This window comes from Sphingopyxis sp. GW821-FHT12F08 (assembly GCF_058806755.1).
The window spans coordinates 1-23,934 of sequence record NZ_JBXAQA010000005.1; the positions used below are offsets into that span (position 1 = coordinate 1).

18 protein-coding genes and 1 pseudogene are annotated in these 23,934 nt (G+C 65.4%); 8 read left to right on the forward strand and 11 right to left on the reverse strand.

Annotated elements, in window-relative coordinates:
* A pseudogene (locus AC1RNQ_RS14130) lies at positions 1 to 2,066 on the forward strand (hypothetical protein); the annotation flags it as partial.
* Between the two features lie 288 nt (positions 2,067 to 2,354).
* Positions 2,355 to 2,768, forward strand: coding sequence for an Imm70 family immunity protein (locus AC1RNQ_RS14135; protein WP_493171921.1), 414 nt, complete (start codon positions 2,355 to 2,357; stop codon positions 2,766 to 2,768).
* Positions 2,769 to 3,055: 287 nt separating this feature from the next.
* On the opposite strand, the gene AC1RNQ_RS14140 is transcribed toward AC1RNQ_RS14135, so the two are convergent.
* Positions 3,056 to 3,268: a hypothetical protein gene (locus AC1RNQ_RS14140; RefSeq protein WP_493171923.1), complete on the reverse strand. Its 213-nt coding sequence runs from the start codon at positions 3,266 to 3,268 to the stop codon at positions 3,056 to 3,058.
* 132 nt (positions 3,269 to 3,400) lie between these two features.
* Here AC1RNQ_RS14140 and AC1RNQ_RS14145 point away from each other — a divergent pair, with 132 nt between their 5' ends.
* Both AC1RNQ_RS14145 and AC1RNQ_RS14150 read left to right on the forward strand, forming a co-directional pair.
* On the forward strand, positions 3,401 to 4,153 hold the full coding sequence (locus AC1RNQ_RS14145) for a hypothetical protein (RefSeq protein ID WP_493171925.1): 753 nt from the start codon (positions 3,401 to 3,403) through the stop codon (positions 4,151 to 4,153).
* Positions 4,154 to 4,582: 429 nt separating this feature from the next.
* A complete protein-coding gene (locus AC1RNQ_RS14150) occupies positions 4,583 to 4,882 on the forward strand; it encodes a hypothetical protein (RefSeq protein WP_493171927.1) in 300 nt (99 codons plus the stop codon).
* A 73-nt stretch (positions 4,883 to 4,955) separates the two neighbouring features.
* Here the strand turns inward: AC1RNQ_RS14150 and AC1RNQ_RS14155 are convergent, their stop codons facing one another.
* From AC1RNQ_RS14155 to AC1RNQ_RS14180, 6 genes are all read right to left on the reverse strand, one after another.
* A complete protein-coding gene (locus AC1RNQ_RS14155) occupies positions 4,956 to 5,417 on the reverse strand; it encodes a hypothetical protein (protein WP_493171929.1) in 462 nt (153 codons plus the stop codon).
* Positions 5,418 to 5,669: 252 nt separating this feature from the next.
* Positions 5,670 to 10,013, reverse strand: a complete 4,344-nt coding sequence (locus tag AC1RNQ_RS14160) for an nSTAND1 domain-containing NTPase (protein ID WP_493171931.1) — start codon at positions 10,011 to 10,013, stop codon at positions 5,670 to 5,672.
* A 4-nt stretch (positions 10,014 to 10,017) separates the two neighbouring features.
* Positions 10,018 to 11,469: a DUF4062 domain-containing protein gene (locus AC1RNQ_RS14165; RefSeq protein ID WP_493171933.1), complete on the reverse strand. Its 1,452-nt coding sequence runs from the start codon at positions 11,467 to 11,469 to the stop codon at positions 10,018 to 10,020.
* Positions 11,470 to 11,637: 168 nt separating this feature from the next.
* A complete protein-coding gene (locus AC1RNQ_RS14170) occupies positions 11,638 to 12,021 on the reverse strand; it encodes an OsmC family protein (protein WP_493171935.1) in 384 nt (127 codons plus the stop codon).
* Positions 12,022 to 12,042: 21 nt separating this feature from the next.
* The gene (locus AC1RNQ_RS14175) at positions 12,043 to 13,014 is read right to left on the reverse strand and encodes an alpha/beta fold hydrolase (protein WP_493171937.1); all 972 of its coding nucleotides are present in this window, start codon (positions 13,012 to 13,014) and stop codon (positions 12,043 to 12,045) included.
* Between the two features lie 22 nt (positions 13,015 to 13,036).
* Positions 13,037 to 13,894 carry an oxygenase MpaB family protein gene (locus AC1RNQ_RS14180; RefSeq protein ID WP_493171939.1) on the reverse strand — a complete coding sequence of 286 codons (858 nt, stop codon included), beginning with the start codon at positions 13,892 to 13,894 and terminating at the stop codon, positions 13,037 to 13,039.
* Between the two features lie 78 nt (positions 13,895 to 13,972).
* Between AC1RNQ_RS14180 and AC1RNQ_RS14185 the strand changes: the two genes are divergently transcribed.
* Positions 13,973 to 15,184, forward strand: a complete 1,212-nt coding sequence (locus AC1RNQ_RS14185) for an acyl-CoA dehydrogenase family protein (protein WP_493171942.1) — start codon at positions 13,973 to 13,975, stop codon at positions 15,182 to 15,184.
* Between the two features lie 154 nt (positions 15,185 to 15,338).
* Here the strand turns inward: AC1RNQ_RS14185 and AC1RNQ_RS14190 are convergent, their stop codons facing one another.
* Positions 15,339 to 16,430: an acyl-CoA dehydrogenase family protein gene (locus tag AC1RNQ_RS14190; protein ID WP_493171944.1), complete on the reverse strand. Its 1,092-nt coding sequence runs from the start codon at positions 16,428 to 16,430 to the stop codon at positions 15,339 to 15,341.
* Between the two features lie 31 nt (positions 16,431 to 16,461).
* Positions 16,462 to 17,109, reverse strand: a complete 648-nt coding sequence (locus AC1RNQ_RS14195; RefSeq protein ID WP_493171946.1) for a TetR family transcriptional regulator — start codon at positions 17,107 to 17,109, stop codon at positions 16,462 to 16,464.
* 118 nt (positions 17,110 to 17,227) lie between these two features.
* Here AC1RNQ_RS14195 and AC1RNQ_RS14200 point away from each other — a divergent pair, with 118 nt between their 5' ends.
* A complete protein-coding gene (locus AC1RNQ_RS14200) occupies positions 17,228 to 19,702 on the forward strand; it encodes a TonB-dependent receptor (RefSeq protein WP_493171948.1) in 2,475 nt (824 codons plus the stop codon).
* On the opposite strand, the gene AC1RNQ_RS14205 is transcribed toward AC1RNQ_RS14200, so the two are convergent.
* Positions 19,699 to 20,700 carry a GlxA family transcriptional regulator gene (locus AC1RNQ_RS14205; RefSeq protein ID WP_493171950.1) on the reverse strand — a complete coding sequence of 334 codons (1,002 nt, stop codon included), beginning with the start codon at positions 20,698 to 20,700 and terminating at the stop codon, positions 19,699 to 19,701. The two genes, AC1RNQ_RS14200 and AC1RNQ_RS14205, sit on opposite strands and share 4 nt — an antisense overlap.
* A gap of 130 nt (positions 20,701 to 20,830) precedes the next feature.
* Here AC1RNQ_RS14205 and AC1RNQ_RS14210 point away from each other — a divergent pair, with 130 nt between their 5' ends.
* Together AC1RNQ_RS14210 and AC1RNQ_RS14215 are read left to right on the forward strand one after the other, a co-directional pair.
* Positions 20,831 to 21,658 (forward strand): alpha/beta fold hydrolase, encoded by an 828-nt coding sequence (locus AC1RNQ_RS14210; protein WP_493171952.1) that lies wholly within the window; start codon positions 20,831 to 20,833, stop codon positions 21,656 to 21,658.
* A 58-nt stretch (positions 21,659 to 21,716) separates the two neighbouring features.
* A complete protein-coding gene (locus AC1RNQ_RS14215) occupies positions 21,717 to 22,205 on the forward strand; it encodes a hypothetical protein (protein ID WP_493171953.1) in 489 nt (162 codons plus the stop codon).
* 148 nt (positions 22,206 to 22,353) lie between these two features.
* On the opposite strand, the gene AC1RNQ_RS14220 is transcribed toward AC1RNQ_RS14215, so the two are convergent.
* Entirely contained in the window at positions 22,354 to 23,850 is a 1,497-nt protein-coding gene (locus tag AC1RNQ_RS14220) for an MFS transporter (protein ID WP_493171955.1), read from the reverse strand.
* Positions 23,851 to 23,934 lie beyond the last annotated feature (84 nt).

Below are 23,934 nucleotides of genomic sequence, written 5' to 3' on the forward strand. Positions count from 1 at the left end.
ACCCCACCGACGCGCTCGGCGAGCTCAGCCCGACCACCCCCAAACCGCCCAAGAAACCCAAATGCGGCATGTTCGGCCAGTTCCTCGTCGCCGCCATCGCCATCGGCCTCGCCGCATGGCTCGGACCGCAGTTCATCCAGGCGGCGCAGGGCTTGCTCGCGGGAGCCGGCGCCGCCAGTGGCGCCGTCGCCGGTGGCGCGGTCGCTGGTGGCGCGGTGGTCGGCGGCGCCGGTATCGGGGCCGGTATCGCCGGCTTGGGGGCCAGCGCTGGCCTCGTTACCGCCGGCGCCAGCTTTGCGACGATCGCCGGCGCGGTCGTGGGCGGCGCCATCACCGGTGCGGTCGCGTCGACGGTGTCGCAGGGCGTCGGGGTCGCGATCGGTGCGCAGAACGGGTTCAGCTGGAAAGGCGTCGGGCTGTCGGCGCTGGGCGGGGGCATCGGTGCGGGCGTCGGCGCCGCCAATCTGTTCGGTAGCGGGACCGGCGCGGCGATCGGCCGCGCCGCCGCCGGCAGCGCGCTGACGCAGGCCATCGGCCGCGTCACCGGCCTGCAGAGCAAGTTCGACTTCGCGGGCGTCGCGGCGGCAGGCGTCAGTGCGGGCGTCGCAAGCTTCGTGGATGCGCGCAGCGCGTCGCTGGGGAGCTTCGAACGCGACCTCGCGTCGAGCACTGCCTCCGGCCTCGCCAACGCGGTAACGCGCAGCGCGATCACCGGCAACAACTTCGGCGACAGCCTCCGCGCCGCCATCCCCGATATCATCGGACAGGTGCTCGGCAATGCGGGCGCAAGGGGCGCCGCGGCACTGGCGCGATCCGTGTCGGGAAGCGCAACAGCAAGGCCGGCCGAGGGAGGCGGAGGGACAACCGGAGCGTTCGTGGAGGATGCCGTTGCTTATGGCGGCGTGTTCGACGCCGGCGGATTCAACAACGGGCTCATCGAATCGAGCCTTAGCGGCTTTGGCGCCCTCGATTTTGGTGGCAGCGGAGTCAGCGTCGCAGACAGCGATCCAAGCTTCGATGGTATCGTCATCACCGCCGACCGGCACGAGGTTGATTTGCACAGCCCGCTGTCGATGAACACGCTCCGGTTCAACGACTATTTCGCGGGGCTGGGAGGGCGCGCGAATTCGCACAATCTGGCACATTGGTATCAGGATCGTGCGGGACCGACCGGTACGCACCGAACCGTTGGTGTCACTCCAATGGTGGATGATCGCAATGGGTTCCAGCGCTGGATGGACACCCATATTGTCGATCCCTTGATGAGCTGGGCGACAAACTATGATGCAAAGTACAGACGCGAAATGGCAGCCAATGACCGCTATTATGCGACGCGGCCGGTCGAAGGTACGCTGGCACTACCGTTCCGATTGGTCGACAACATAGTCTATAGCTTCGCCAAGCCCATCATGCATGCGCCTGGCGCAATGGCATGGGCCTTCACACACCCGACATATGCCTTTGGCGGAATTGCGCAGTCGGTGAACGACGCCCTGATGGACGACACCCCGGCGCGGGTCTACGTGGACCAGATCGCGAATAATTCTATACGGACCAACCTGATGGGGGGTGCTGAAATCCTTGGCAACACGTTCATGATCCTGTCGCCGCTCAAAGCGCGTGGGGTAGCGAACGCTGGTTATGCCACGCCCCTTCCCAATAGGCTTCCGATTGGCGCCGCAGAAAGTAGAGTCGTTGCTCCGCTTCAAGGAGGTGTTGCTCACGAAGCCGAGCGACTAGCGCAGTTGGGCATTCCCAAGAACAATGCCGTTTGGAGGCCGGGCCAAGCTGATTTCGACAGCGCAGCGTTCAAAGTCATTGTGGGAGAGCCGAAATTTACCAAGGGTGGATTGCCAAGGGGAACGATCTTTGACGGCACGATGGGCGGAAATCTTGAGATCAAGGGAGGGTCTAGCATGCTGGATTCGAGCTACCAGCTCAGGCTCCAAACCTATCGGTCTCTGAAAACGAACACGCCTCTTACGATCGAGACGACGCGCCCCATCAACCCTGCCTTCCAGAGCTGGTTAGACCGATGGGGTGTTTCGGTTGCGAGACCGAAGTGATAGGCGGTGTGGACGCTGACCTCAGAGGGGATGGGCTGTGGAATTTATGATGACGAAGCGGCATGTCGCGAGGGGTGCGCGTGCCGATGCCGAAGTGAATAATAGAATCTATCTAATTAAGAACGTCTCTGAAATGAGGGCGACTTATCAGGTTAGGCTTCTTCTTTATCGAGCGACGCAAGAAGGCACGAAGCTGGTTCTAGACCTTCCAAAAGACTGTAAGTTGAGCGATAGCTTGAAGGCGTTGGCCAAAGAGCATCGTCGGCATTTTGAAATCACGAGGAACTGATGGGACTTTATCTGGCTATCTTTGATGGCGAAGAGGAGCTGGATGGCGTCGAGGTCGGTTCATATGCTGACTTCGGAACGTTCCGCTCTGCGGTTGCAACGCACGTAGAACAGGGCGTCGTAGGATCGCGGTGTCCGACGCTGATGGAGCATTCTGACTGTGACGGGCAATGGTCGTCTGAAGAAGCCGCCCTATTGCAAGCGGAGCTGTCGATGATCGCCGAAAGCTTCTTGGAGCTGCCTCCTGAACCCCTTGGGGATGGTTGGAAACCAGAGGTTGCCCGGCTGTTTGGGCTTCGGCCGAACAGCCTTTATGACTGCTTTTTTGATGTAGACGGCGAGCCTCTCGTGGACCGCCTAATGGGCTTGGCTCAACTGAGTATGCAGCGGAATCTCCCGATTTTGTTCCAATGAGGTTGAAGGCAAGATAGAAGGACAGCACCGTAGGTGCTGTTAAGCCTTTGTCTGCACATCATAATTTAGGGAGACTCCCGGTGCCACCGCGAGACTCTGACACTCTTTTGGTGCCCTCTTCGGCGCCAAGCTGTTGAATTACCGGGAATTACGGTGCCGGGAATTACGGTGACAGGTGGGGAATTACGGAATTACGGTGGGAATTACGGTGACAGGGAATTACGGTGACAGGTGCAACAACCCCCAAACTCGACCGTCATCAGAAACCTCTTTCCTAAAATATCCCGCTATGCTCCAAGCTGGTAAATGAGCCGCCCGCATCGCCTTGCCACGTCGATACCGCATGCTTCGTTCGCCGAGGCCGCATGGCGGCTTAAAGCCACAAAAGCCTCAATTTCGCTGCGCGCATGCGGGGCTTTTGTGGCTTTAAGCCTCCCGCACGGAGCGATCGTCCCGACCTCCGCGTCGTCGACATGCGCGATGATCGCGACATTCCGCATGGCGGCTCCTTCGGAAAGGAGGTGTCCGCAAAACTGATTTGCGAATGAAGTTGCGCGGTTTTCTGTCACTTCCGCGCCCGTGAAACCTTCACCTACGACGCATCGGGCCGTCTATCGGCGGTTCGCGAAGCGGTGGGCGGGGTGCGTTACGAGGTCGACGAGCTCGACAATCTGGTACTGGTCTTCGAGGATCCGGTGGGCCCGGGCGGGGTGCGGGGCAGCTTCACCTACGATCTGATGGGGCGCGTCACGCTGCAGGAAGATACGGGCTGGGTGGAGGGCACGTCCTTCTCGGGCGTGACCTATTCGCGCAGCGTCCAGTATAACGCCCGGGGCCAGGTGACGTCGGACGATGTGTCGACGGTGAAGGGCCGCTACGGCAACAACCAGTATGACATTTTCAAATCGGTCACCAGCTATGCCTATGGCAGCGGGGCGACCTGGGCGCTGGGTTCGGTGGTATCGCAGAGCGCGGTGAACACCAAGCTGGCGGCGGGGTCGGGGAGCTGGACGAGCGAGCCCGGGACCTCGACCAGCACCAGCTACGAATGGTGGGACGGGGCGGTGCAGACCCAGATCGGCTACGACAGCGACACGGGGTCGGGCAGCAACCCGGTCTACACCACCGACCTCATCCTGAACGGGCTGGGGCAGCTCACGGGGGCCGACGTCGACGACGGGGTGGCGAAGGACGTGACCTACACGCTCGACGAGAATGGCCAGATCATCCGCCGCGACGAGAGCCGCACGTCGAGCCCGGGCCAGGCGGCGCCGCACGAGATCTTCTACCGCTTTGCGGGCAAGCAGATGGGGATGGTCGGCAACAACGGGACGACGCAGCTCTCCTATGGCCAGAATTACGGTGACAGGTGCAATAACCCCTAAATTCTAATTGGGGATTTATGCACCTGTCACCGTAATTGTTTTGTTGAAGCGGCGCACCCAGCTGCTCTACGCGCTGAAGCAAAGGGGTTGTTAGGTGGTAATCCTCATACAAGAGTTGGAGATGCGGTTGATCGGGCAGCCGCTCAAGACCTCAATGCTTGGTTACGCAGCGAAGGCATCTCGGAAGGACCTAATAGCCTTGTTCAGATCAATCGCTGGCTACGAGACCCCACAAAATCGGGACTCTATGTTCGCCCGGACGTTCGCATTCCTGCCGCTGGCCGCATATTTGATGCAACAGTGGGCTTCAAAGGCTATAATAGCACGCAGATTACTCGCTTCGGATCGTACTCCGGTGGTGACTATATTACTATAGTCAGACCATCATCGATCGGTGGTAGTTACTCAATTGTTCCATAAGGAATTATAATGTTCGTTGTAGAAACCGTTGATGATCTATGGAATCACATTGCATATGTTCTTTTGTATGCCCCCGATTTCCCTCATCGAGACTTCCTTTCTGATGATAAGCAGATGAATCTCGATCGCGCTTTTGAGCAATTGCGTCAGGGTGTTGAAATTGCCTATCCCGAGCCGGAGTTCGCTTCAAAGCGCACCATGTTGAATGATATTCTGAACCGTTCCTATGCGGGCTACAAGGTTGGCGAGGATGTCACCGCTGGGCATTTGCTGAACGAATTCCAAGACAACATCTTCAAATCTGAATAATCTCGGGATTACGGTGTGGGAATTACGGTGACAGGTGCATAAATCCCCAATTAGCTGAATTCCGCATGGCGGCTCACCCCGAACGGAGCTGCCCGCAAAGCTGATTTGCGAATGAAGTTGCGCAGTTTTCCGCGCTTCTCCTGTCCGCCTTGTTGCGCAGCGCGACGCGAACGGGAGCTATGCCGAGACCGGCACCGATGCGGGCAATGCGACGGGCAAGGCGGCGGACACCGGCAACCTCACGCGACTGACGCTGCTCGCGGGCACCGGCTATGGCGGCGGGCAGGCGCTGGTCATGGTTCAGGTTGCCGCCGACAATGGCGTGCGGATCACCCACTATGACGTCCATGGCGACGCGCGCCGGACCTATGACGAACGCAACACCGAAATCGTCGGCGGTGCGCCCGTCCTCAAATCGGGGGCGGTTTATACGGCAAGCGTCTATGACAGGCTCGGCCGCGTCACGCAGGTCAGCCACCTGGGCGGCCTCGTCGATTCCTACAGCTACGACATCCTCGGCCAGCGCCTCAAGCACTGGAACAATGTTGCGGAGCTTGCGGGCGATATCGAGACGACCGACTATGACGTCCAGGGCCGGGTGACCGCGACGCGCAGCTTCGGCGGCGACGTCGGTTCGACGACCTACGCATGGGATGCGGCCGTCGCGGCGATCGCGGGCACCATCACCGGCGGCTGGGCCGAGACCACCCGCCTGTCGGACAGCGCCGCGAACCTCGCCCGCGAATCGTGCGGCGCCCGAGGCGACCAGCCGATCGGGCGGTGCCGGCTAGAAACTGGCCTGGAACGCGTCGGCCTTGTCCGTTTCGCGGATGATCGGGTTCTCTCCGGGATAGGCCGCGACGCTTCCGCCGCTCTGCAAGGTCGTGAAGGCCTGTTCGGCCCAGGCCATCGCCGCATCGGTCAGCCCACGCCACGACAGGCCATGCTCGGCGAAAAGATAGAGCCGGTCCTTGTGGCGAAAGCTCGAGAAATTGCCCGGCACCGGGACGAGCCGCGGCTGCTCTTCGAACAGCGCGGCGAGATCGTAGCCGCCGAGGGCCGGCATATAGGTCGCGGGCGCGCTTTCGAACTTCGCGGCGCCTTCTTCGTTGGCGAAGAGCCAATAGAGCTCGCCGACGCGGCGGGCATAGCCATAGCGACCGGTGCGGACGGCGCAATTGTCGGTATAGAGCTGTTCGCGATAGGAGGAGTCGATCGTATCGGCGGTTGTATCGATAGCGGCCGCCGCGTCCGCTGCGGCCGCCATAGCCGTCGCGGCAACTTCGGCCTGAGAGGACCCCGAGGCACTCATGATCCCAGTTGCGTCGGCCCGTTCGAAGACGGCCAGTCCGGCTTCGCGCGCGACGTCCAGGGTCAGGGACAAGTCGCAGCCCGTCAGGTCCATTCCGCCGAGCGCGATCGATTCGCCCGGGCGCGTCCAAGCGAATTGCGGAGCCGCCGCGACCGGCGGCGCCTTCGCGAGCTCGGCGGCGATCCCCGCTTCGACCGCGCCGAAGCCCTGCTCCAACCGCGCGCAATCGGCGGTGCCGACACCCGATTTGCACAGCGCCTGCGTCATCGTGCGCAGGGCGTCGATATCAGCGCCGTAGAAGAACTGGCCGACATGGCGCCGTCCGATTTCGAGAAGCGCGACGGCCTGGTCCACGAGCTCGATGCGAACATTGGCGGTCGCGGCGAGACTCGACCTGTCGGCGATATCGTCCGTCCAGGCGATGGCGCTCGCCGCCGCGGCGACGCCGTTCGCAAAAGACGCGTTTTCGACATCGGCGATGTTCATGCCGGTCAGCGGATTGTCGAGAACGCCAATGGACTCGAAGGCCGGATCATTCGCGGGGGGCGTGGGCGGCGGCGCGGACTGCGGTTCGAAACGGTCGAGCGCCGTGAGATAGGCCTGGCCCAGCCGCAGCCGTCCTTCGACGAGCCGCGCCCAGATGGATGGCGCGAACGACGCGCGGTCGCGCTTCGCAAATTGCGTCGATCGCGTCTTTTGGTCGAGCTGGGCGAGAAAGGTCAGCTGGTCGCTCAGAAGAAAGACGGCGGATTGGTCGGCCACATTGGCTTCGGCGAGGTCGAGCCCGACGTCGAGGCTGGTGAGTGCATCCATCGCCGCATAGTTTCGGGGCTCGCCGTAAAGAAAGTCTGCCACCGGCGTGCCATTGCCGCTGTAGTGCAATGCCGGCCGGTCGGTTCGAAGGTCGGGCCGGCTTGCCACCAGGTCGAAGCCGCCCTCGGTCGTCGGCAGCATGGAGCGGTCGGCGGGTCCGGCCGGGCCGAACCGCCGCAGCAGGCGATAGAATTGCGCGCGCCAGATCGAGGCATTGGGGCCTTTGTCCGAGGTGAAGCGCCGCATCCGGTCGGCGACTTCGGTCCAGCGCCGCTCCGAACGCTCGTCGCCGCCGCCGCCGGCGGCGAGCTTCACGGCTTCGCAGACGAGCCCGATCGACCCCGCGAGCTGCAGATCCGACGGTGCTGTGGAAAAGAGGTCGATGTCGGCGGGGTCGATCTTGCCCGAAGCGATGCGCTTGACCATCTCATTCTCGCCTGCGGCGCCCGTCGCGAACTGCTTGCGCTTGGCGCCGGTCTCCAGCGTCTGGAGGCAGCGATCGGCCCATTGGGTGGCGAAGGGCGCGGCCTGGCCCTTGCGCTGTTGCGGCGCCCGCAGTCGCGCGAGCGGGGGCGCGGTTCCGGCGCCGTCGGTTGCTTGCAGCTCGGCGAACGCCAGCCGGGCATAGACCGCGGCGAGCGTCTCGGGCGGCAGGCGGTTGTCGGCTTGCTGCAGCGGTGCCAGGCTGTCGCGATAGGCGCCGATCGCCGCGGCTTCATTGCCTTCGATCTCATATTGCCGCGCGAGCATCAGCTGGCGCGCCGAAACGGTCGCCGCGCGCGCCTTGTCGTCGCCGGTATCGACGAATTCGGCCAGCCGTTGCTGCGCCTCCTTGACCCCGGCGCGGTCATATTCGTGATAGGCGCGCTGGCCGGCCAATTCCTCGCGGGTCAACCGCGGCTGGACCGTCATCGTCGGGCTGGCGCCCGACAGGATCGGCAGGAAGACCTCGACGAACTGCCCGTCGTTCGACTGCCGGTCGTAATCGCCGCGGTTGTAATAGCTGATGAGTTCCTGGTTCATGCCGGGGCTGAAGATCAGCGCCAGCCGGTCGGCATTGTCCTGGACGGTGCGTTTCGATTCCTCGGATGCCGCGAGCGCCGCGGCCATGTCGCTCCGGGCGCGCTTGGACGCAGCGTCGGCTGCGGCGATTTGCAGCTTCGACTTGGCGAGCTGCGCCTCCGCCTGCTTCGATTTCGTTTCGGCCAGCCCCTTCTGCCGTTCGGCTTCGGCGATCTTCTTTTCGGACTTTTTGATCAGTTGCAGCGAATCGGCATCCTTCTTCTCGAACTCGGTCTGGGCTTTTTCGAAATCCGCCTCGGCGTTGCGAAGGTCCTGCTGGGTCGACCACAAGGTTGCCGCCGATGCTACAGCCGCCACGACGAGCGCCGCCGTGCCGCCCAGCAGCGTAAGCCGTCGCCGCCGTGCCCGTCGCTCGGAGCGTGCCAGAAAGGCCTCGGCCTCGGGAAAGCCCCCGCCGTAGCGGTCGGCCCAGCCGGCGTGCGGGCCATGGCGGCGCCACCATTCGCGCCGGTCGACGAGGTCGACGCCGGTCAGCGTGCCGCGGCGCCCCTCTTCGCGCTGGACGCGCAGCAGGTCCTGCCAGCCGCGTCCGGCATCGGCTTCGGTGCGGATCCAGCCGCGCAGGCTGTCCCATTGCCGGATGATGGCTTCGTGCGAGATGTCGATCTCGGTGTCTTCGGTCAGCGCTTCGCCGGGGTCGGGGGTCAGGATCGACAAGCCGTCGGCGCGATAAAGTTCGGCGACGGCCTGCAGCGCCGCGACCGACTCGCCCGCCTCGGCGGCGATGTCGCCGAGGCGGCGCGGCCGCCGCACCGCGCTGCTTTCGGCCGAGCCGCCGGCGTTCGCCCCCGACTGGTCGATGATCGCGCGGAACAGCCGTTCGGCGACGCGCGCGCGTTCGGGCTCGCCGTCGAGCACGCCGTTGGCGTGGAGGCTCAGCGCTCCGCGCAGCCCGCCGACCGCGAGATAATCGTCCAGCGTCAGCAGCAGCGGCCCCTTGGACCCTTCCGCGGCCGCCTTCGCGACGGCGCGGCCCCACAGCCAGTTCAGCACATGCTGCATCAGCGGCAGCTGGTCCGCGCGGCGTGCGATCAGGTCGGCCTGGCGCGCGTCGAGGCTCATCGCGTCGGCGGCACCGTCCCCGGCGGCGGTATCGCCCTGGCCCTCGGGATCGAATTTGGCCAGGCTGTTCATGTCGTTGAGCAGCGCGTTGACCAGCAGCGGGTCGAGCGCAAAATCGTCGCGCCCGAAGGCTGGCCCGGTGATTGCCAGCTCGCATTCGGCGCGGGTCATGCGCGGCGTCAGGCTGAGTCCGCGGTTGATGCGTTCGGCAAAGCCGGGGAAGAGCGAGCATCCGCCGAGAAATTCCGAGCGCATGGTCAGCACGACATAGACGGGGAGGTCGCTGCTCGACGCGGTATGCAGCAACAGGTCGATGAAGGCTTCGACCTCGTCGCGTTCGGCCGAGGTGCCGAAACCGAACAATTCCTCGAACTGGTCGACGAGCAGCAGCAGATTTTCCTGCGGGTGGCGCGGAGCGGCGGTCCACCAGCGCAGCAGGGCCATCGGATCGCGGCGGAGTTCGGCCTGGCGGCGGTCGAGCTCGGCTTCGTCGGGTTCAGGCGGCGGCACGCCTCCGGCCGCGTCGCTGCGCAGGCGCTCCTCGATCAGCGTGACGCGCGCCAGCGCGCGATAGGGGCGGCAGCGCGGATGCTGGATGTCGAGGAAGGTCCAGCGCGCACCCGCCTTGCGCGCGAGCCCAGCCTCGAGATAGGCGAAGAGGCCCGAGCGCACGAGCGAGGATTTGCCGCTGCCCGACGGGCCGAGCACCGCGAGGAAACGCTGTTCCTGCAACGTGTCCGCCATGCTGTCGATGCAGCGGTCGCGGCCGAAGAACAGCAAGGATTCATAGCGCTTGAACGATCGCAGTCCGGGATAGGGCGGCAGGTCGGCGTCGTGCCAGTGCAGCGCGTCGCTGGCCATGGCGTCAGGCCGGCCCCTGGCTGCAGAGCGTCGTCTTGACCCATTGCGCGAAACGCGCGGGATCCCATTCCTCGCTGAGGTCGATCTCGACGATCCGGCCGCCGGCGACCATGCCGATGCGCTTCGGCGGCGGTGGTGCATAGATGGCGGCCTGGCCGCGCAGCGCGCCGCCGCTGTTCGCGATGGCGCGTTCGCGATGGACGTTGATGATCCGCGACGTCAGCCAGCGCGGCGACACATTGCCCTGGACGAAGGCGATGACGTCGGCGTCGGCCCAATTCTGCCGCGCGATCTCGTTGATCTCGCAATCGTCGAGCAGCGTGATGCAGTCATTGTCGGCGCACGCCTGGACGAGTTCGGCGGCGAGCTCGAAATCCTCGGGATCGGCGTTGACCAGGACGACGGGCGCGCGCATCCCGGCGGCGTCGAGCGTCGGCGCGGGTTTTTCCGCCGCGCGCTGGATGTCCTGCAGTTTCTCGAGCACCGCACGCGTCAGCTCGGGCACTGCGCTGCCGTTGCGGGCGCGTAGCAGGATGTTGCGATAGGCCTCGTCCTGGATGCGATGCGGATCGAGTTCGTCGGGCAGCCACAGGAAGGTCTCGACCCCGCGGGCCTCGGCCATCGCGAGCTGCACCTCGGTATAGCTGCTGCCCAGCGCGGTCGTACTGCCCTTCTTCCAGCCGAGGAGGTGGACATAGACGTCGGCGCGGTCGAGCATCGCGCCGAAATCCTTTTCGAACTGTTCGCGGTTCGGCGGGAGCGGTTCGGCCGGCCGCAGCACGGCGATGCCCTGGCTGGCCAGATAGTCCGATACCGCGTCGCGCTCCTCCGCGACGTCGGGGGTGCTGGCGGCGATCAGGACGGTGTGTGCGCCCTCCGCGGCACCGGCGCCGGCCATGGAGGGCGCCGGACCGGTCTGGACGGGTTGCGGACGGTCTTCGCGCGCCAGCGTCAGAAGGCGGCAGCGAATATCCTCGGCCAGCGTCTGGATACAGATCTGATAATCGCGCTCGCCGCGCTGCATCAGCAAGGGGACCGCCTTGACGCCGGCGCGTGTGTAGAATTCCTTGCGGGTATTGTCGGGCAGGGTCGGCGGATAGGCGAGTTCGCCCTCCGGCGGGCGGAATTCGGCGACCATCACGCGCGTGGTGTCGGCGCGTGTCGACAGGAATTCCTTCAGCTCGCGGGCGCACCAGTTGCTCTTGATCCAGCTGGGGGTTGCGAGGACGACGAGCAGCGCCGACGAGCGCACCTCGCTCAATATGCTTTCGATCGTATTATAGGCCTTTTGCTCGGCCTGGTCGAAAAAGACGTCGAGCGGGCGCGACAGCCCGTTCTCGATCGCCATCCGCAGGTCGCCGACAAAACCGGTCACCCAGCCGGGCGGGAAATTCCGCTCGTCGCTGTGGGCATAGCTGATGAACAGGTCCCACCGGTAGTTGGGCAGATAGGCCATGCCAGTCGCAAACCCCCCATGCGCTGCGATGCCCCGACAGTAACAGCATAATGCAGGAGCGAGTCAAGAAATGCTGGGTTATTTGTGACTTGGCCGGCGTCACCGAGTCCTGGAAGTCGAACGAAGGCCTCGGCGGGCGAAGAACGCGTGATTCCAACCGCGCACCGATTACACGAGGCGCGTGTCGATCGGCACCCCGCCCTTCAGCGTCAGCGTGACCGGGGTGCGCTCGGCGATGTCGGCGAGGCGCGCGGCTTGTTCGGCATCGAGCCCGGTGATCTTGAGCGTGCGGTCGATCCGGCGGTCGGGATGCTGGCCCGAGAGGCGCAGGCCGACCTCGACCGATAAGAGCGGCCATAGCTTGCGGTCGGCATACATGCGCAAGGTGATCGCGGTGCACGCCCCGAGGCTGGCGAGCAGCAGGTCATAAGGCGCCGGGCCGACCGCGCCGCCGCCGAGCGCAGGCGGCTCGTCGGAAACGAGCTTGTGTCCGCCGACGTCGATCTCGGTACGATAACGATCCCTGCCGATGATCGCGGTGCCATGGGCCATGGGAATCTCTCCTGCGGTGATTCAGGCGTGGATGGTGCGCTGGAGCCAGGGAATGAGCAAGGCCTCGACCTCGGCGGCGCGCTCGGCTTGCGTCCAGTGGCCGCAGCCCTCCAGCATATGCGCTTCGAGATCGGGGACGACTTCGCGCATCAGCGGGATCGGGTCGGCGGTGCCGAGCACCAGCGCGGGGTCGCTGGTGCCGCCGATGAAAAGCGCGGGGCGGCGGATGACGGGATCGAACTGACCAGCCCATTCATAGTCGCGGCCGTGGTTGCGGTAGCGGTTGAGGGCGCCCGCGAAGCCGGTGCGCGCGAAGGTCGCGGCGGCGTGGTCGAAATAGCCTGCGTCAAGCCACGCCGGCGCGCGGTCGGGGAAGCGCAGGCCGTCGAGCAGCCTGGCGCCGTGCGGCTTGTCGTTCGGCCAGTCGCCCGGCGCGGCGTCACCCGAGATCGTATGATAGAAGGCACGCAGGAAGCGCGCCGGATTGGCGTCGAGCTCGGCCTCGGCGACGCCGGATTCCTGGAAATAGGCCTGATAGAAGAAGCGCCCCTTGTCGGTGAAGCGCCGCGTGAAGATCGCGTCGAAGGGCGCCGCAGCGCGACCGAGCCAGGGGATCGACAGCGCCGCGACCGCGCCGAAGCGGTCGGGGCGCGCCATGATCGCGTTCCAGACGATCGAGGCGCCCCAGTCGTGGCCGACCAGCGTGACGGGCTCGCCGGGCGCGAGCACGTCGGCAACTGCAACGAGGTCGGCGACGATGGCTTCCATGCGATAGGCTTCGATCGCTTCGGGCCGGTCGCTGTCGCCATAGCCGCGCACGTCGATCGCCGCGGTGCGATAGCCTGCCGCGCGGGCGGCCGCGGTCAGCCGCTGCCACGACTGGCGCAGTTCAGGAAAGCCGTGGACGAAGAGGACGAGCCGACCGGAACCCGCGACATCGGCGGCGATACGCACGCCGTCGGGGGCGGTGATGATCGTTGCTGCCTCGTTCATTCCGCCCCGCTTGGTCCGTCGCCTATCGCCAGGCGGTATCGCCCGGAAGGCCGAGGCGCAAGGCGGCCTGCCACGCGGGCGAGGCGGAATCCTTGTGGCGATCGGCGAGCCTGCCCATCGCTCTGACCATGATGCGGTCGCGGGTGCGAAGGTCATGTTCGGGGCCGAGTTCGAGCCGTTCGCGCACGACAGTCGGGAGCAGCGAGGCGGCGGCGCGCGCGAGCGCCCTGTGCAGGAAGCGCGGCACCGAAGGCGCGGCGCGGCCCGAGCGGATGATGTCGAGGAATTCGCTGTTGATCGGGTGCGGCTCGAAGCGCGGCAGCAGCGCGTCCATCATCGCCAGGAACTCGGCCTCCGACTTGGGGGTGCGCGTCACGCCGTATAGTTCGGCGACCGGCTGGCCGTCGGCCCAATAGCGCGCCTGCTCGGCCGGCGTGAGCGGGCGAACGAAGCGGTGATAGGCGGTGAGGAAGCCATATTGCGCGGTGGCATAGACCCAGTTCAAAAGTTCGGGGTCGAGCGCCGTGTACGCCTCGCCCTTCGGGGTCTCGCCCGCTACCTTGGCGTGCATGCGGTTGACCCCGCCGATCAAGCGCCGCGCGGCGCTTGCCGGGCCATAGACGCCGACCATCGCCGCCATGCCGGTGCGCTGCGAACGGCCGATCGGGTCGCTCTTGTAGATCGAATGGTCCCACACCCCCGAGCGGATGCGCGCGTCGGCGAATTCGAGCAGCACCGCCGCGACCCCGCCGACCGCCATCGCGATCGGGTTCTTGAAGATGCGCCATTGCAGCGAATCGGGGGCGAGCAACGACGGCTCGCCGAGCGGCTTGCCGAAGTCGATCGCCATGCCCGGCGCCATATTGCTCATACGGTTCATGCAGATTCCTCTGGTCGCGATTGACCCTGTCGGAAAAATTGTTATCAGATGTGATAACTACATGCAACGGACGAGACGATGGACCTGAACTGGAGCGCCGAGGAAGAGGCTTTCGCCGCCGAGATGCATGCGCTGCTGGTGCGCGAACTGACTCCCGGACTTCGCACGGGGGCGGAACTGGCGACCAGCGTCTATCCCGACCATCATGTGTCGATGGACTGGCAGGCGCGGCTGCATGCGCAGGGGCTCGCGGCGCCGCACTGGCTGCCCGAGCATGGCGGGCGCGACTGGACCCCGGCGCAATTCTACCTCTACGCCCGCGAACGTGCGCGCGCCGGGGCGCCGGCGCTGTCGCCGATGGGCATCCATATGGTCGCGCATGTCATCGCGGCCTTCGGCACCGACGCGCAGAAGGACTGGTTTCTGCCGCGAATCCTGACCGGCGAGGTCTTCTTCTGCCAAGGCTATTCGGAACCGGGCGCGGGGTCGGACCTTGCGGCGCTCCAGATGAGCGCGGTGCCCGATGGCGACGATTATATACTCAACGGGTCGAAGATCTGGACGACGCATGCGGGCGAGGCGAACTGGATATTCTGCCTGGTGCGCACGTCGAAGCACGCGCGGCCGCAGCAGGGGATCACCTTCCTGCTCGTGCCGATGGACCAGCCGGGGGTGACGGTGCGCCCGCTGACGATGATTTCGGGCGAGACGATCCAGGCCGAGGTCTTCTTCGACGAGGCGCGTTCGGCGCGGAGCAATGTGATCGGTGAGGTCGATCGCGGGTGGACGGTCGCCAAATATCTGCTCGAATTCGAACGCGGCGGGTCGGTGCATGCGCCCGCGCTGGCGATGCGCATCGACGCGCTGGCGAAGCAGGCGCGGGCGACGATGGCGGGCGATCCGGTCCTTGCGTACAAGCTCGCCAAGGCGCGCATCCGCGTCGATATCTTGGAGATGATCGAGCTGAAATTGCTGGCGGGCGCTGGACAGGGCGAGAGCATCGGCGTCATGGCGTCGATGCTCAAGATCATGGCGACCGAGCTGGCGCAGCATATCACCGAGCTCGCCTATGAGGCGGCGGGGCCTGCGGGGCTGGCGTTCCAGCCGCACGCGGCGATGCCGGGCGCCGAAGTTCCGGTGCATGACGCGCCGGAGGACGGGCATGTGAGCGGCGCGGCGTGGCAGGCGATCGCGCCGCTGCGCTATTTTAACGAGCGTGCAGGGTCGATCTATGCCGGATCGAACGAGATCCAGCGGAATATTCTGGCGAAGGCGGTGCTGGGGTTGTGACCTAAAGATCCTCCCCTTGGCGCAGCCATGGGGAGGTGGCAGCCCGCAGGGCTGACGGAGGGGCGACGCCGCCAGGCGTCGGCGCAAGGCCAGACCCCTCCACCACCCGCTTCGCGGGCGGCCCCCCTCCCCATGGCTGCGCCAAGGGGAGGATCTAGCCCGCCATACCCGCCGCGTAACGGGCAACGTGGAGGTCGCTCGCCCCCAGCCGCTGCTCGATCGCGGTGGCGCGCTTGAAATAATGGCCGATGCGCAGTTCCTCGGTCATGCCCATAGCGCCGTGGAGCTGCACCGCTTCCTGCCCAATCTTGCGCAGCGCGTCGCCGATCGTCGCCTTGGCGGCGGCGGTCGCGCGCCCGTCGCCGGGCTTGAGCGCGGCGAGCAGGGCGGCCGCCGAAATCGCCTCGCGCAGCATCAGCATGTCGACCATGCGGTGCTGGAGCGCCTGAAAGTTCGACAGCGTCGTACCGAACTGCCGCCGCTGCTTGGCGTAAAGCAGCGTGTCGTCGAGCAGCACGCGCGCGAGCCCCGCTGCCTCGGCCGCGAGCGCGGCGATGGCGGCGTCGACCGCGGCCTGCAGGGCGGCCTCGCCATCCTGCCCGCGCCCGATCTCGGCGGCGCTGTCGATCCACAGGCCATCGAGGTCGATGTCGGCGGCGGGCATGTCATCGATTGTCCAATAGGGGTGGAGCCGGCCCTTGAACGACGCCGCGGGGACGAGGAAGAGGCGCAGGTCGTCCTCGGCGTCGCGCGCCGGGATCACGATATGGTTGGCCTCGGCGGCAAAGGCGACGACGATCTTGCGGCCGGCGAGCGTCCAGCCATCGTCGGCCGGAACCGCACGCGCCGCGATCGCGCCGATGTCGCCCCGCGTCGCGGGTTCCTCGATCGCGGTGACGATCAGCGCTTCGCCTTGCCCGATCGCGGCGGCAAGCGCGGTTTCGCCAAGCGTGAGCAGCAGGCCGGCGGTGAGGATGTGGCAATCGATATAGGGGGTGACCACGAGCGCGGCGCCGAGTTCCTCGGCGACGATCATCGCCGCGACGCGCCCGCCGCCAAAGCCGCCGACGCTTGCCGGCAGCGCCGCCGCGCCGATGCCGATGCCCGCATCGGCCGCGCGCCACAGCGCGAGCTGCGCGGCCGGATCGCGCATCGCGCGGCGCTTTTCGAACGGCAGATGCTGCGCCAGGAAGCGCACGAGCGTGTCGCGCAGCATCCGCTGGTCATCGTCATAGTCGAGATTCATGCCCCGGCTATGCGCGCCGCGGGACCAATTATCAAGTCTGATAATTCTTCACCAGCCCAGCGAGCAGCGTCTCGACCGTATGCGCGCGGTAACGCGCGTGGAGGTCGTCGTCGGCGTGCGGCTTGCCCTTGAACACCACCTGCAGGGTCAGGCGGTTCGAATAGAGGCCGTCGGCCGCGCCGATGGTGTTGAAGTAGAAGAGCTTGGGATCGACCGTGTTGAACTCGCCCGCCGCGATGCCTTCCTCGATCATCCGCGCCTGCGCGCCAGCGATCTTCGAGAGCAGTTCGTCGCCGATATGGCGCACGCGCTCGGGCTCGGCGTCGCGGACCATATATTGGATCAGCCGGTTAAGATACGGGATGCGGTAATAGGTGTCGACGATGCCCTCGAGGTGGATGCGCATCCGCTCGGTCGGCGTGACGGTCAGCCGGAACAGCGCATCGAGCTGGTGGATCGCGCGGATCACGTCGCGGTCGAGCAGCGCCGCGAGCATGCCTTCCTTGTCGCCGAAATAATAGCGGATCATGCCGTGGTTGACCCCGGCGCGCGCCGCGATCTCGACGATGCCGATATCGATCTTGTCCTGTTCGCGCATCAGCGCGCTTGCCGCGTCGAGCAGGGCATCGCGGATCGAACCGCGCGTCCGGCTTTCCGCCTTTTCACTTCGGGTGGCCATTATCGCTCCTTGTCCCCGACAGACCATCATTGACCGGAAAATGCAATTGCCGGTTGCATAATCTATCATGATTGATAATTATCATATCTGATAATAAGCTTCATCAGGGAGAAGTGGGATGGCGATTGCGGTGCGTGCAATGGGTCTGGCCGGGGTGGCTTGGGCGGCAATGTTGGCAAGCCAGTCGGCGCTGGCGCAGGAGGTGTCCGCGGCAGCCGAGGCGGAAGAAACGGCCGACGGCGGCGTGATCGTCGTGACCGCGCAGCGCCGCGCCGAAAGCATCAACGACGTCGGCATCGCGATCCAGGCCTTTTCGGGCGACACGCTCGAAAATCTGCGCGTGACCTCGACCGAGGATCTGCAGGCGGTGGTGCCGAGCCTCAACGTCTCGCGCGGCTATCAGGGCATTCCCATCTATACGTTGCGCGGGATCGGCTTCAACACGATCAACCTGTCGGCGACGTCGACCGTCGGCACCTATCAGGACGAGGTGGCGCTCGCGTATCCCTTCATGAATAGCGGCCCGGTCTATGACCTCGAGCGTGTCGAAGTGCTCAAGGGCCCGCAGGGCACGCTCTATGGCCGCAACACCACCGGCGGGCTCGTCAATTTCATCACCGCCAAGCCCAAGTTCGGCGAGTTCTCGGGCGGGGTCGCGGTCGATGTCGGCAGTGAGAAGACGCTGAACAGCGAGGGCCATCTCAACATCCCGCTCGGCGATGCCGTCGCGATCCGCGCCGCCTTCCGCACCGAGGACAGCTGGGACGGCTGGCAGAAGAGCATTTCGCGGGGCGAGAGCCTGGGCGAAGTGCACCGCTACGGCGGCCGCCTGACGCTGACCGCCGAGCCCGTCGACGGCATGAAGATCGAACTCGGCGGCCATTTCTGGATCAACAAGTCCGACACGCTGGCGGGGCAGGCGGTGGGTTTCACCCCGAACACCGATCCCGCCAACAGCACCCTGTTCAGCCTGTTCAACGCCCCCGGCCTCCCGGCTTATGTGGCGGCGAACGGCACCAACTGGGATTCGAACAGCGCCGACTGGGCGCCCTTGTCGCAGCGCGGCCCCAATATCGGGCGCGGCACCGGGATCGACGGGCCGCTCCAGGAGGACAGCGATTTTGTCGGGCTGCGCGGTCTCATCCAGTTCGACCTGACGAGCGACCTCAGCTTCATCTCGCTCACCGGCTACAACCGCGTGAAGCGCGATGCGACCTACGACTGGAGCGGCGCGCCGTACGAGATTTTGATCCAGCGCGCGCGGGGCAAGATCGAGAGCCTCTCGCAGGAGATGCGCTTCCAGGGTTCGACCGGCCCTGCCGAGTGGGTCGTCGGCGGCTATTATGCCAAGGACGTTGTTTCCGACACCAACCAGACCCTGTTGGGGCAGAACGCCAATGTCGGGGCGATCCGGGCGCTGATCGTGCAGCTCGGCCTCTTGAACACTCCGTTCAACAGCCCCGGCTATACGTTCGCCGACGTGGCGACCTCGTTCCGTACCTATCGCGACGTCGCCGATTTCGACACCGAGACCTTCAGCCTGTTCGCCAGCGCCGACTGGGAGCTGTCCGACACGTTCAAGCTGACCACCGGTGTGCGCTACACCGAGGACCGGCAGGAGTATCAGGGTTGCTCGCGTGATCTGAACGGATCGATGCTGCCCAACGTCAATCTGTTCAACCGCGCCTTCTTCTTTCAGGTCTATGGCGCCTTCACTGCGCCGATCGCGGAGAATCAGTGCAACACCTTCGACGTCGACACCGGCACCTTCGGCCTCGTCACCTCGAACCTCAAGGAAGACAATGTCGCGTGGCGCGGTGCGCTGACGTGGGAGCCGACGAACGACGCGCTGGTCTATGCGTCGGTCAGCCGCGGCTACAAATCGGGGTCTACCCCGGTCAACGCCGCGAACATCGCGACGCAGAACCGCCCGGCGAAGCAGGAGGAACTGACCGCCTATGAAGTCGGCACCAAACTGGCGCTCGCCGACCGCAAGGTGAACCTCAATGTCGCGGCCTTCTATTACGACTATCGCGACAAGCAGCTCGCGGTCTATTTCGCCGACCCGATCTACACGACGCTGCTCCGCCTCGACAACATCCCCAAGTCGCGCGCCTATGGCCTCGACGGCGACGTCAGCATCCAGGCGACCGACAGTCTGAACGTCATGCTCGCGGGCACCTGGCTCAAGACCGAGCTGCAGGGCTATGTCGGGATCAACGCCGCGGGGCAGCCGTTCGACTTCGACGGCTTCGCTTTCCCCTACAGCCCCAAATTCTCGGGCGCGGCGACGGTGACCTATGACACGCCGGTCGGGAATGACCTCGGCATCCGCGCGATCGTGAACGGGCGCTACCAGTCGAAGACCGGCAGCACGATCGAGGATTTCGCGCCGCTGCAGATCAAGGGCTATGGCATCCTCACCGCCAGCCTTGCGCTATACCAGCAGGACGGCCAGTGGGAGGTCTCGCTCTGGGGCAAGAATATCACCGACACCTATTACTGGATGTCGGCAGCGACAAACGCGAACACCGCGGTGCGCTTCCCCGGCCGCAGCCCGTCCTATGGATTGAGCGCGAAGGTCAATTTCTAGGCGACGCTCGCCAGCGATTCGGTCGAGAAGCGCTGGCGATAGTCGTTCGGCGACAGGCCGGTGATGCGGTGGAAGAGCTTGCGGAACGCGGCGGCATCCTCATAGCCCACTGCCCACGCGATCTGGTCGACGGTGCGGCGCGTGAACTCGAGCAGTTCGCGCGCCTTGCCGACGCGCAGATGCTGCGAATATTCGATCGGGGTCATGCCCGTCGCGGCCTTGAAGCGGCGCTGGAAGGTGCGCTCCTCCAGCCCCGCCTCGCCCGCGAGTTCGGCGACGCCCGACATCCGGCCCTCCTTCGCCTGCAACCAGTGCTGCGCCTTCAATATCGCTTCATCGCCGTGGGTGAGGCGCGGGGCGAAGCTGGCGTAATTCTTCTGCTCGCGGCCGCCGGGGTCGATCAGGAAGAAGCGCGCGGTCTCCATCATCACCGTCGGGCCGAGCAGCCGCTCGACGATGCGCAGGCCAAGGTCGGTCCACGCCATCAGCCCGCCCGCGGTGATGATGTCGCCGTCGTCGATCACCATGCGGTCGGATTCCATCCGCACCTCGGGGAAGCGCGCGCGGAATTCGTCGGCGAAGAACCAGTGCGTCGTCGCGGGGCGGCCCGCGAGCAGCCCGGTCGCCGCGAGCGCGAAGGCGCCGCCGCAGGTCGAGGCGAGCGTGGTGCCCTGCGCGTGGCGATCGAGCAGCCAGCGCGCATAAGGGACGACCTCGTCGGCTTCGAGCAATTTGTGGAGGCTGCCCGGCGCGATCAGATAGGTCGGCGCGGTCGTGCAGGGCTCGCCGGGATGACTGTCGTAGCAGCGCGCAAAGCCGCCCGCCTCCTGCAGCCGCCAGTGGCTGACGCGGATGGGTTGGCGTTCGTGCTCGGCGGCGAAGCGGCCGGCGACGTGGAAGAGGTCGGTGATGCCGCTGACCATGCCCATCTGGCAGTCGGGGTAGAGCATCAGGCCGACTTCGGGGAGTTTGGCCGCGTCTTTTCGATCTTTATGCATATCATGTATCCATTTGTCGCAATCGGCCCGCATAATGTCGTTTCCGCCAATCCCGCGCAAGAGAGAAGCTGCGTAAATGGGTGGCACAGGGACGGACGGTTCCGCCCCACAGAGTGAAAGGAACCACGACATGACCACGATCACCACCAAGGACGGCACGCACATCTTCTACAAGGACTGGGGTCCGAAGGATGGACAGCCGATCATCTTCTCGCACGGCTGGCCGCTCAGCGCCGACGCCTGGGACGCGCAGATGGTATTTTTCGCCAACCAGGGCTTTCGCACCATCGCCCACGACCGCCGCAGCCATGGCCGCTCGGACCAGGTCTGGGAGAATAACAATATGGACCAGTACGCCGACGACCTCGGCGAACTGATCGAGCAGCTGGACCTGCATGATGTCATCCTCGTTGGCCACTCGACCGGCGGCGGCGAAGTCACCCGCTATATCGGCCGCCATGGCACCGACCGGGTCGCCAAGGTTGCGCTGATCGGCGCGGTCCCCCCGCTGATGCTCAAGACCGAAGCCAATCCGGGCGGGCTGCCGCTCGACGTGTTCGACGGCATCCGCAAGGGCACGTTCGACAATCGCCCGCAGTTCTTCAAGGACCTGACCTTGCCCTTCTACGGCTATAACCGCGAAGGCGCGGTGATCAGCGAAGCGGTGCGCGACGACTTCGTGCGGCAGGGCATGAACGGCGGCCTTAAGGGCCTGCTCGACAGCATTCGCGCCTTTTCGGAGAGCGACTTCCACGAGGATTTGAAGCGCTTCGACAAGCCGACGCTCGTCCTGCACGGCGACGACGACCAGATCGTGCCGATCGGCGCCGCGGCGCTGTCGACCGTCAAGATCGTCAAACAGGCGGTGCTCAAGGTCTATGAAGGCGCCGACCATGGCCTGACGGTCACCCACCAGGACCGGTTTAACGCCGATCTTCTCGACTTCATCAACAGCTGATACGCAGCGGGGCGCGGGCATCAGGTCCGCCCCCCCTCCTGCCAGAAGGAGACGTGCCATGATCCTCGGTCTCACCATATCGCAATTCACCCTGCTCCACGTCGCGATCAGCTTCGTGGGCATCATCACCGGCCTGATCGCGCTCCCCGCCTTTGCGCGCGGACGCATCCTGGCCCGGCTGACCGGCGTCTTCCTGTGGACGACGCTGCTGACCAGCCTGACGGGCTTCCTCTTTCCGATCCTGACCTTCACCCCGGCGCTCGGGGTCGGCATCCTCTCGACGCTGATCCTCGTGCTGACCTTCTGGGCCTGGTACGCCCGCAAGCTCGCGGGCTCGGCGCGGACGATCTACGCGGTGACCGCGACGATCGCGCTGTGGCTCAACCTGTTCGTGCTGGTCGTGCAGAGCTTCCTGAAAGTGCCTGCGCTCAATATGCTGGCGCCCAATGGCAACGAACCGCCGTTCCTGATCGCGCAGGCGGTGCTGCTGGCGGCGCTGGTATTCCTCGGCTACCGCGCGGTGAAGGCGAAGGCGGTCGCGGCCTGACCCAGATCCTCCCCTTGGCGCAGCCATGGGGAGGTGGCAGCGCGAAGCGCTGACGGAGGGGTAATATCACTAACGTCGAAACCCCTCCACCACCGCCTGCGGCGGCGGTCCCCCTCCCCAACGCTGCGCGATGGGGAGGATTTTTTTGTCAGCCCCGCACCTCGCCAGCCACCCTCGTCATCGCGAGCGCCGCCAGCAGCCACGCCGCGGCGGCGAAGGCCATCGTCCAGATCGGCTCGCCGGGGAAAAAGGCCTTCATGACCTGCCCCATCAGCGTCGCGACCAGCAATTGCGGCACGACGATGAAGATGTTGAACAGCCCCATATAGATGCCGAGCTTGGCCTGCGGCAGGTTCGAGGCGAGGATCGCATAGGGCATGGCGAGGATCGACGCCCAGGCGATGCCGATCGCGATTTCGGAGAGCAACAGCGCCTGCGGATCGCGCAGCAGGAAGAAGCTCGCGAACCCCGCGGCGCCGGTCAAGAGACAGATCAGATGGGTGCGCGCCTGCCCGACGCGCTTCGATAACAGTGGCAGCAGGGTAAGCGCGGCGATGGCGGCGACGCCGTTCTGCACCGCGAACAATATGCCGACCCAATTGCCGCCCTCCTGATAGGCGGCCGACGCGGTGTCGGTGCTGCCGAACATATATAGCGCGACGACGGGCGTGGTGTTGATCCACATGATGAAGAGCGCCGACCAGCTGAAGAATTGCACCAGCGCGAGCTTCTTCATGACCGGCGGCATGCCCGCGAAATCGCCGACGATATGCGCGAGCATGTTGCTGCTGCGCCCCGCGCGGGCGAGCGCGATGGCAACCGCGCTGGCGAGGCCATAGCCCGCGACCAGCACGGCGAGCAGATACATCTCCTTTTCGAGCCCGAATTCGGCGACGAGGGCGGCGATGGCGAGGCCCGCACCGGCCCAGATTGTGCTGCCGCTATAGCCGCGCGCGGCGAGCAGGCGGAGCGTGTCGGGGCTGTCGGCACCGGCGTTGCTCTCGGCGAAGGCCGCCATTTCCTCGGGCGAATATTCGCGCGTCGTGAGCACGGTCCACAGCACCGAGAGGAAGAAGGCGAGGCCGCCGGTCCAGAAGCTGTAGCGCACCGTGTCGGGAATCTGCCCCGGCGGCGCGGTGTTGGCGACGCCGAGATGGTCGAGCGCCCAGGGAAAGGCCGACCCCGCGACCGCGCCGACGCCGATGAAGAAGGTCTGCACCGCATAGCCCGCGGCGTGCTGGTCGCGGCGCAGCATGTCGCCGACGAAGGCGCGAAACGGCTCCATCGAGACGTTGATCGACGCGTCGAGCACCCAGAGCATCAGCACCGAGAACCACAGCACCGAGGATTCGGGCATGATGAGCAATGCGAGTGCGGCGAGGATCGCGCCGGCAAGGAAATAAGGCCGCCGCCGCCCGAGTTTGCCGAGCCAGGTGCGGTCGGACATATGGCCGATGACCGGCTGGACGAGCAGCCCGGTGAGCGGCGCGGCGGCCCACAGGATCGGCAATTGCTCGAGCTCGGCGCCGAGCGTCTGGAAGATGCGGCTCATATTCGCGTTCTGGAGCGCGAAGCCGATCTGGATGCCGAGGAAGCCGAAGCCGATGTTCCACAGGCCGGCGAAATTCTGGCGCGGCTTTTCCATGATGTCTCCCCGGGGCGCCGGCTGGTGCGGCACTTGCGGGAGGAGGATTGCCGGGTTGGGCGGGGGAGAGCAAGCGCGGCGGGG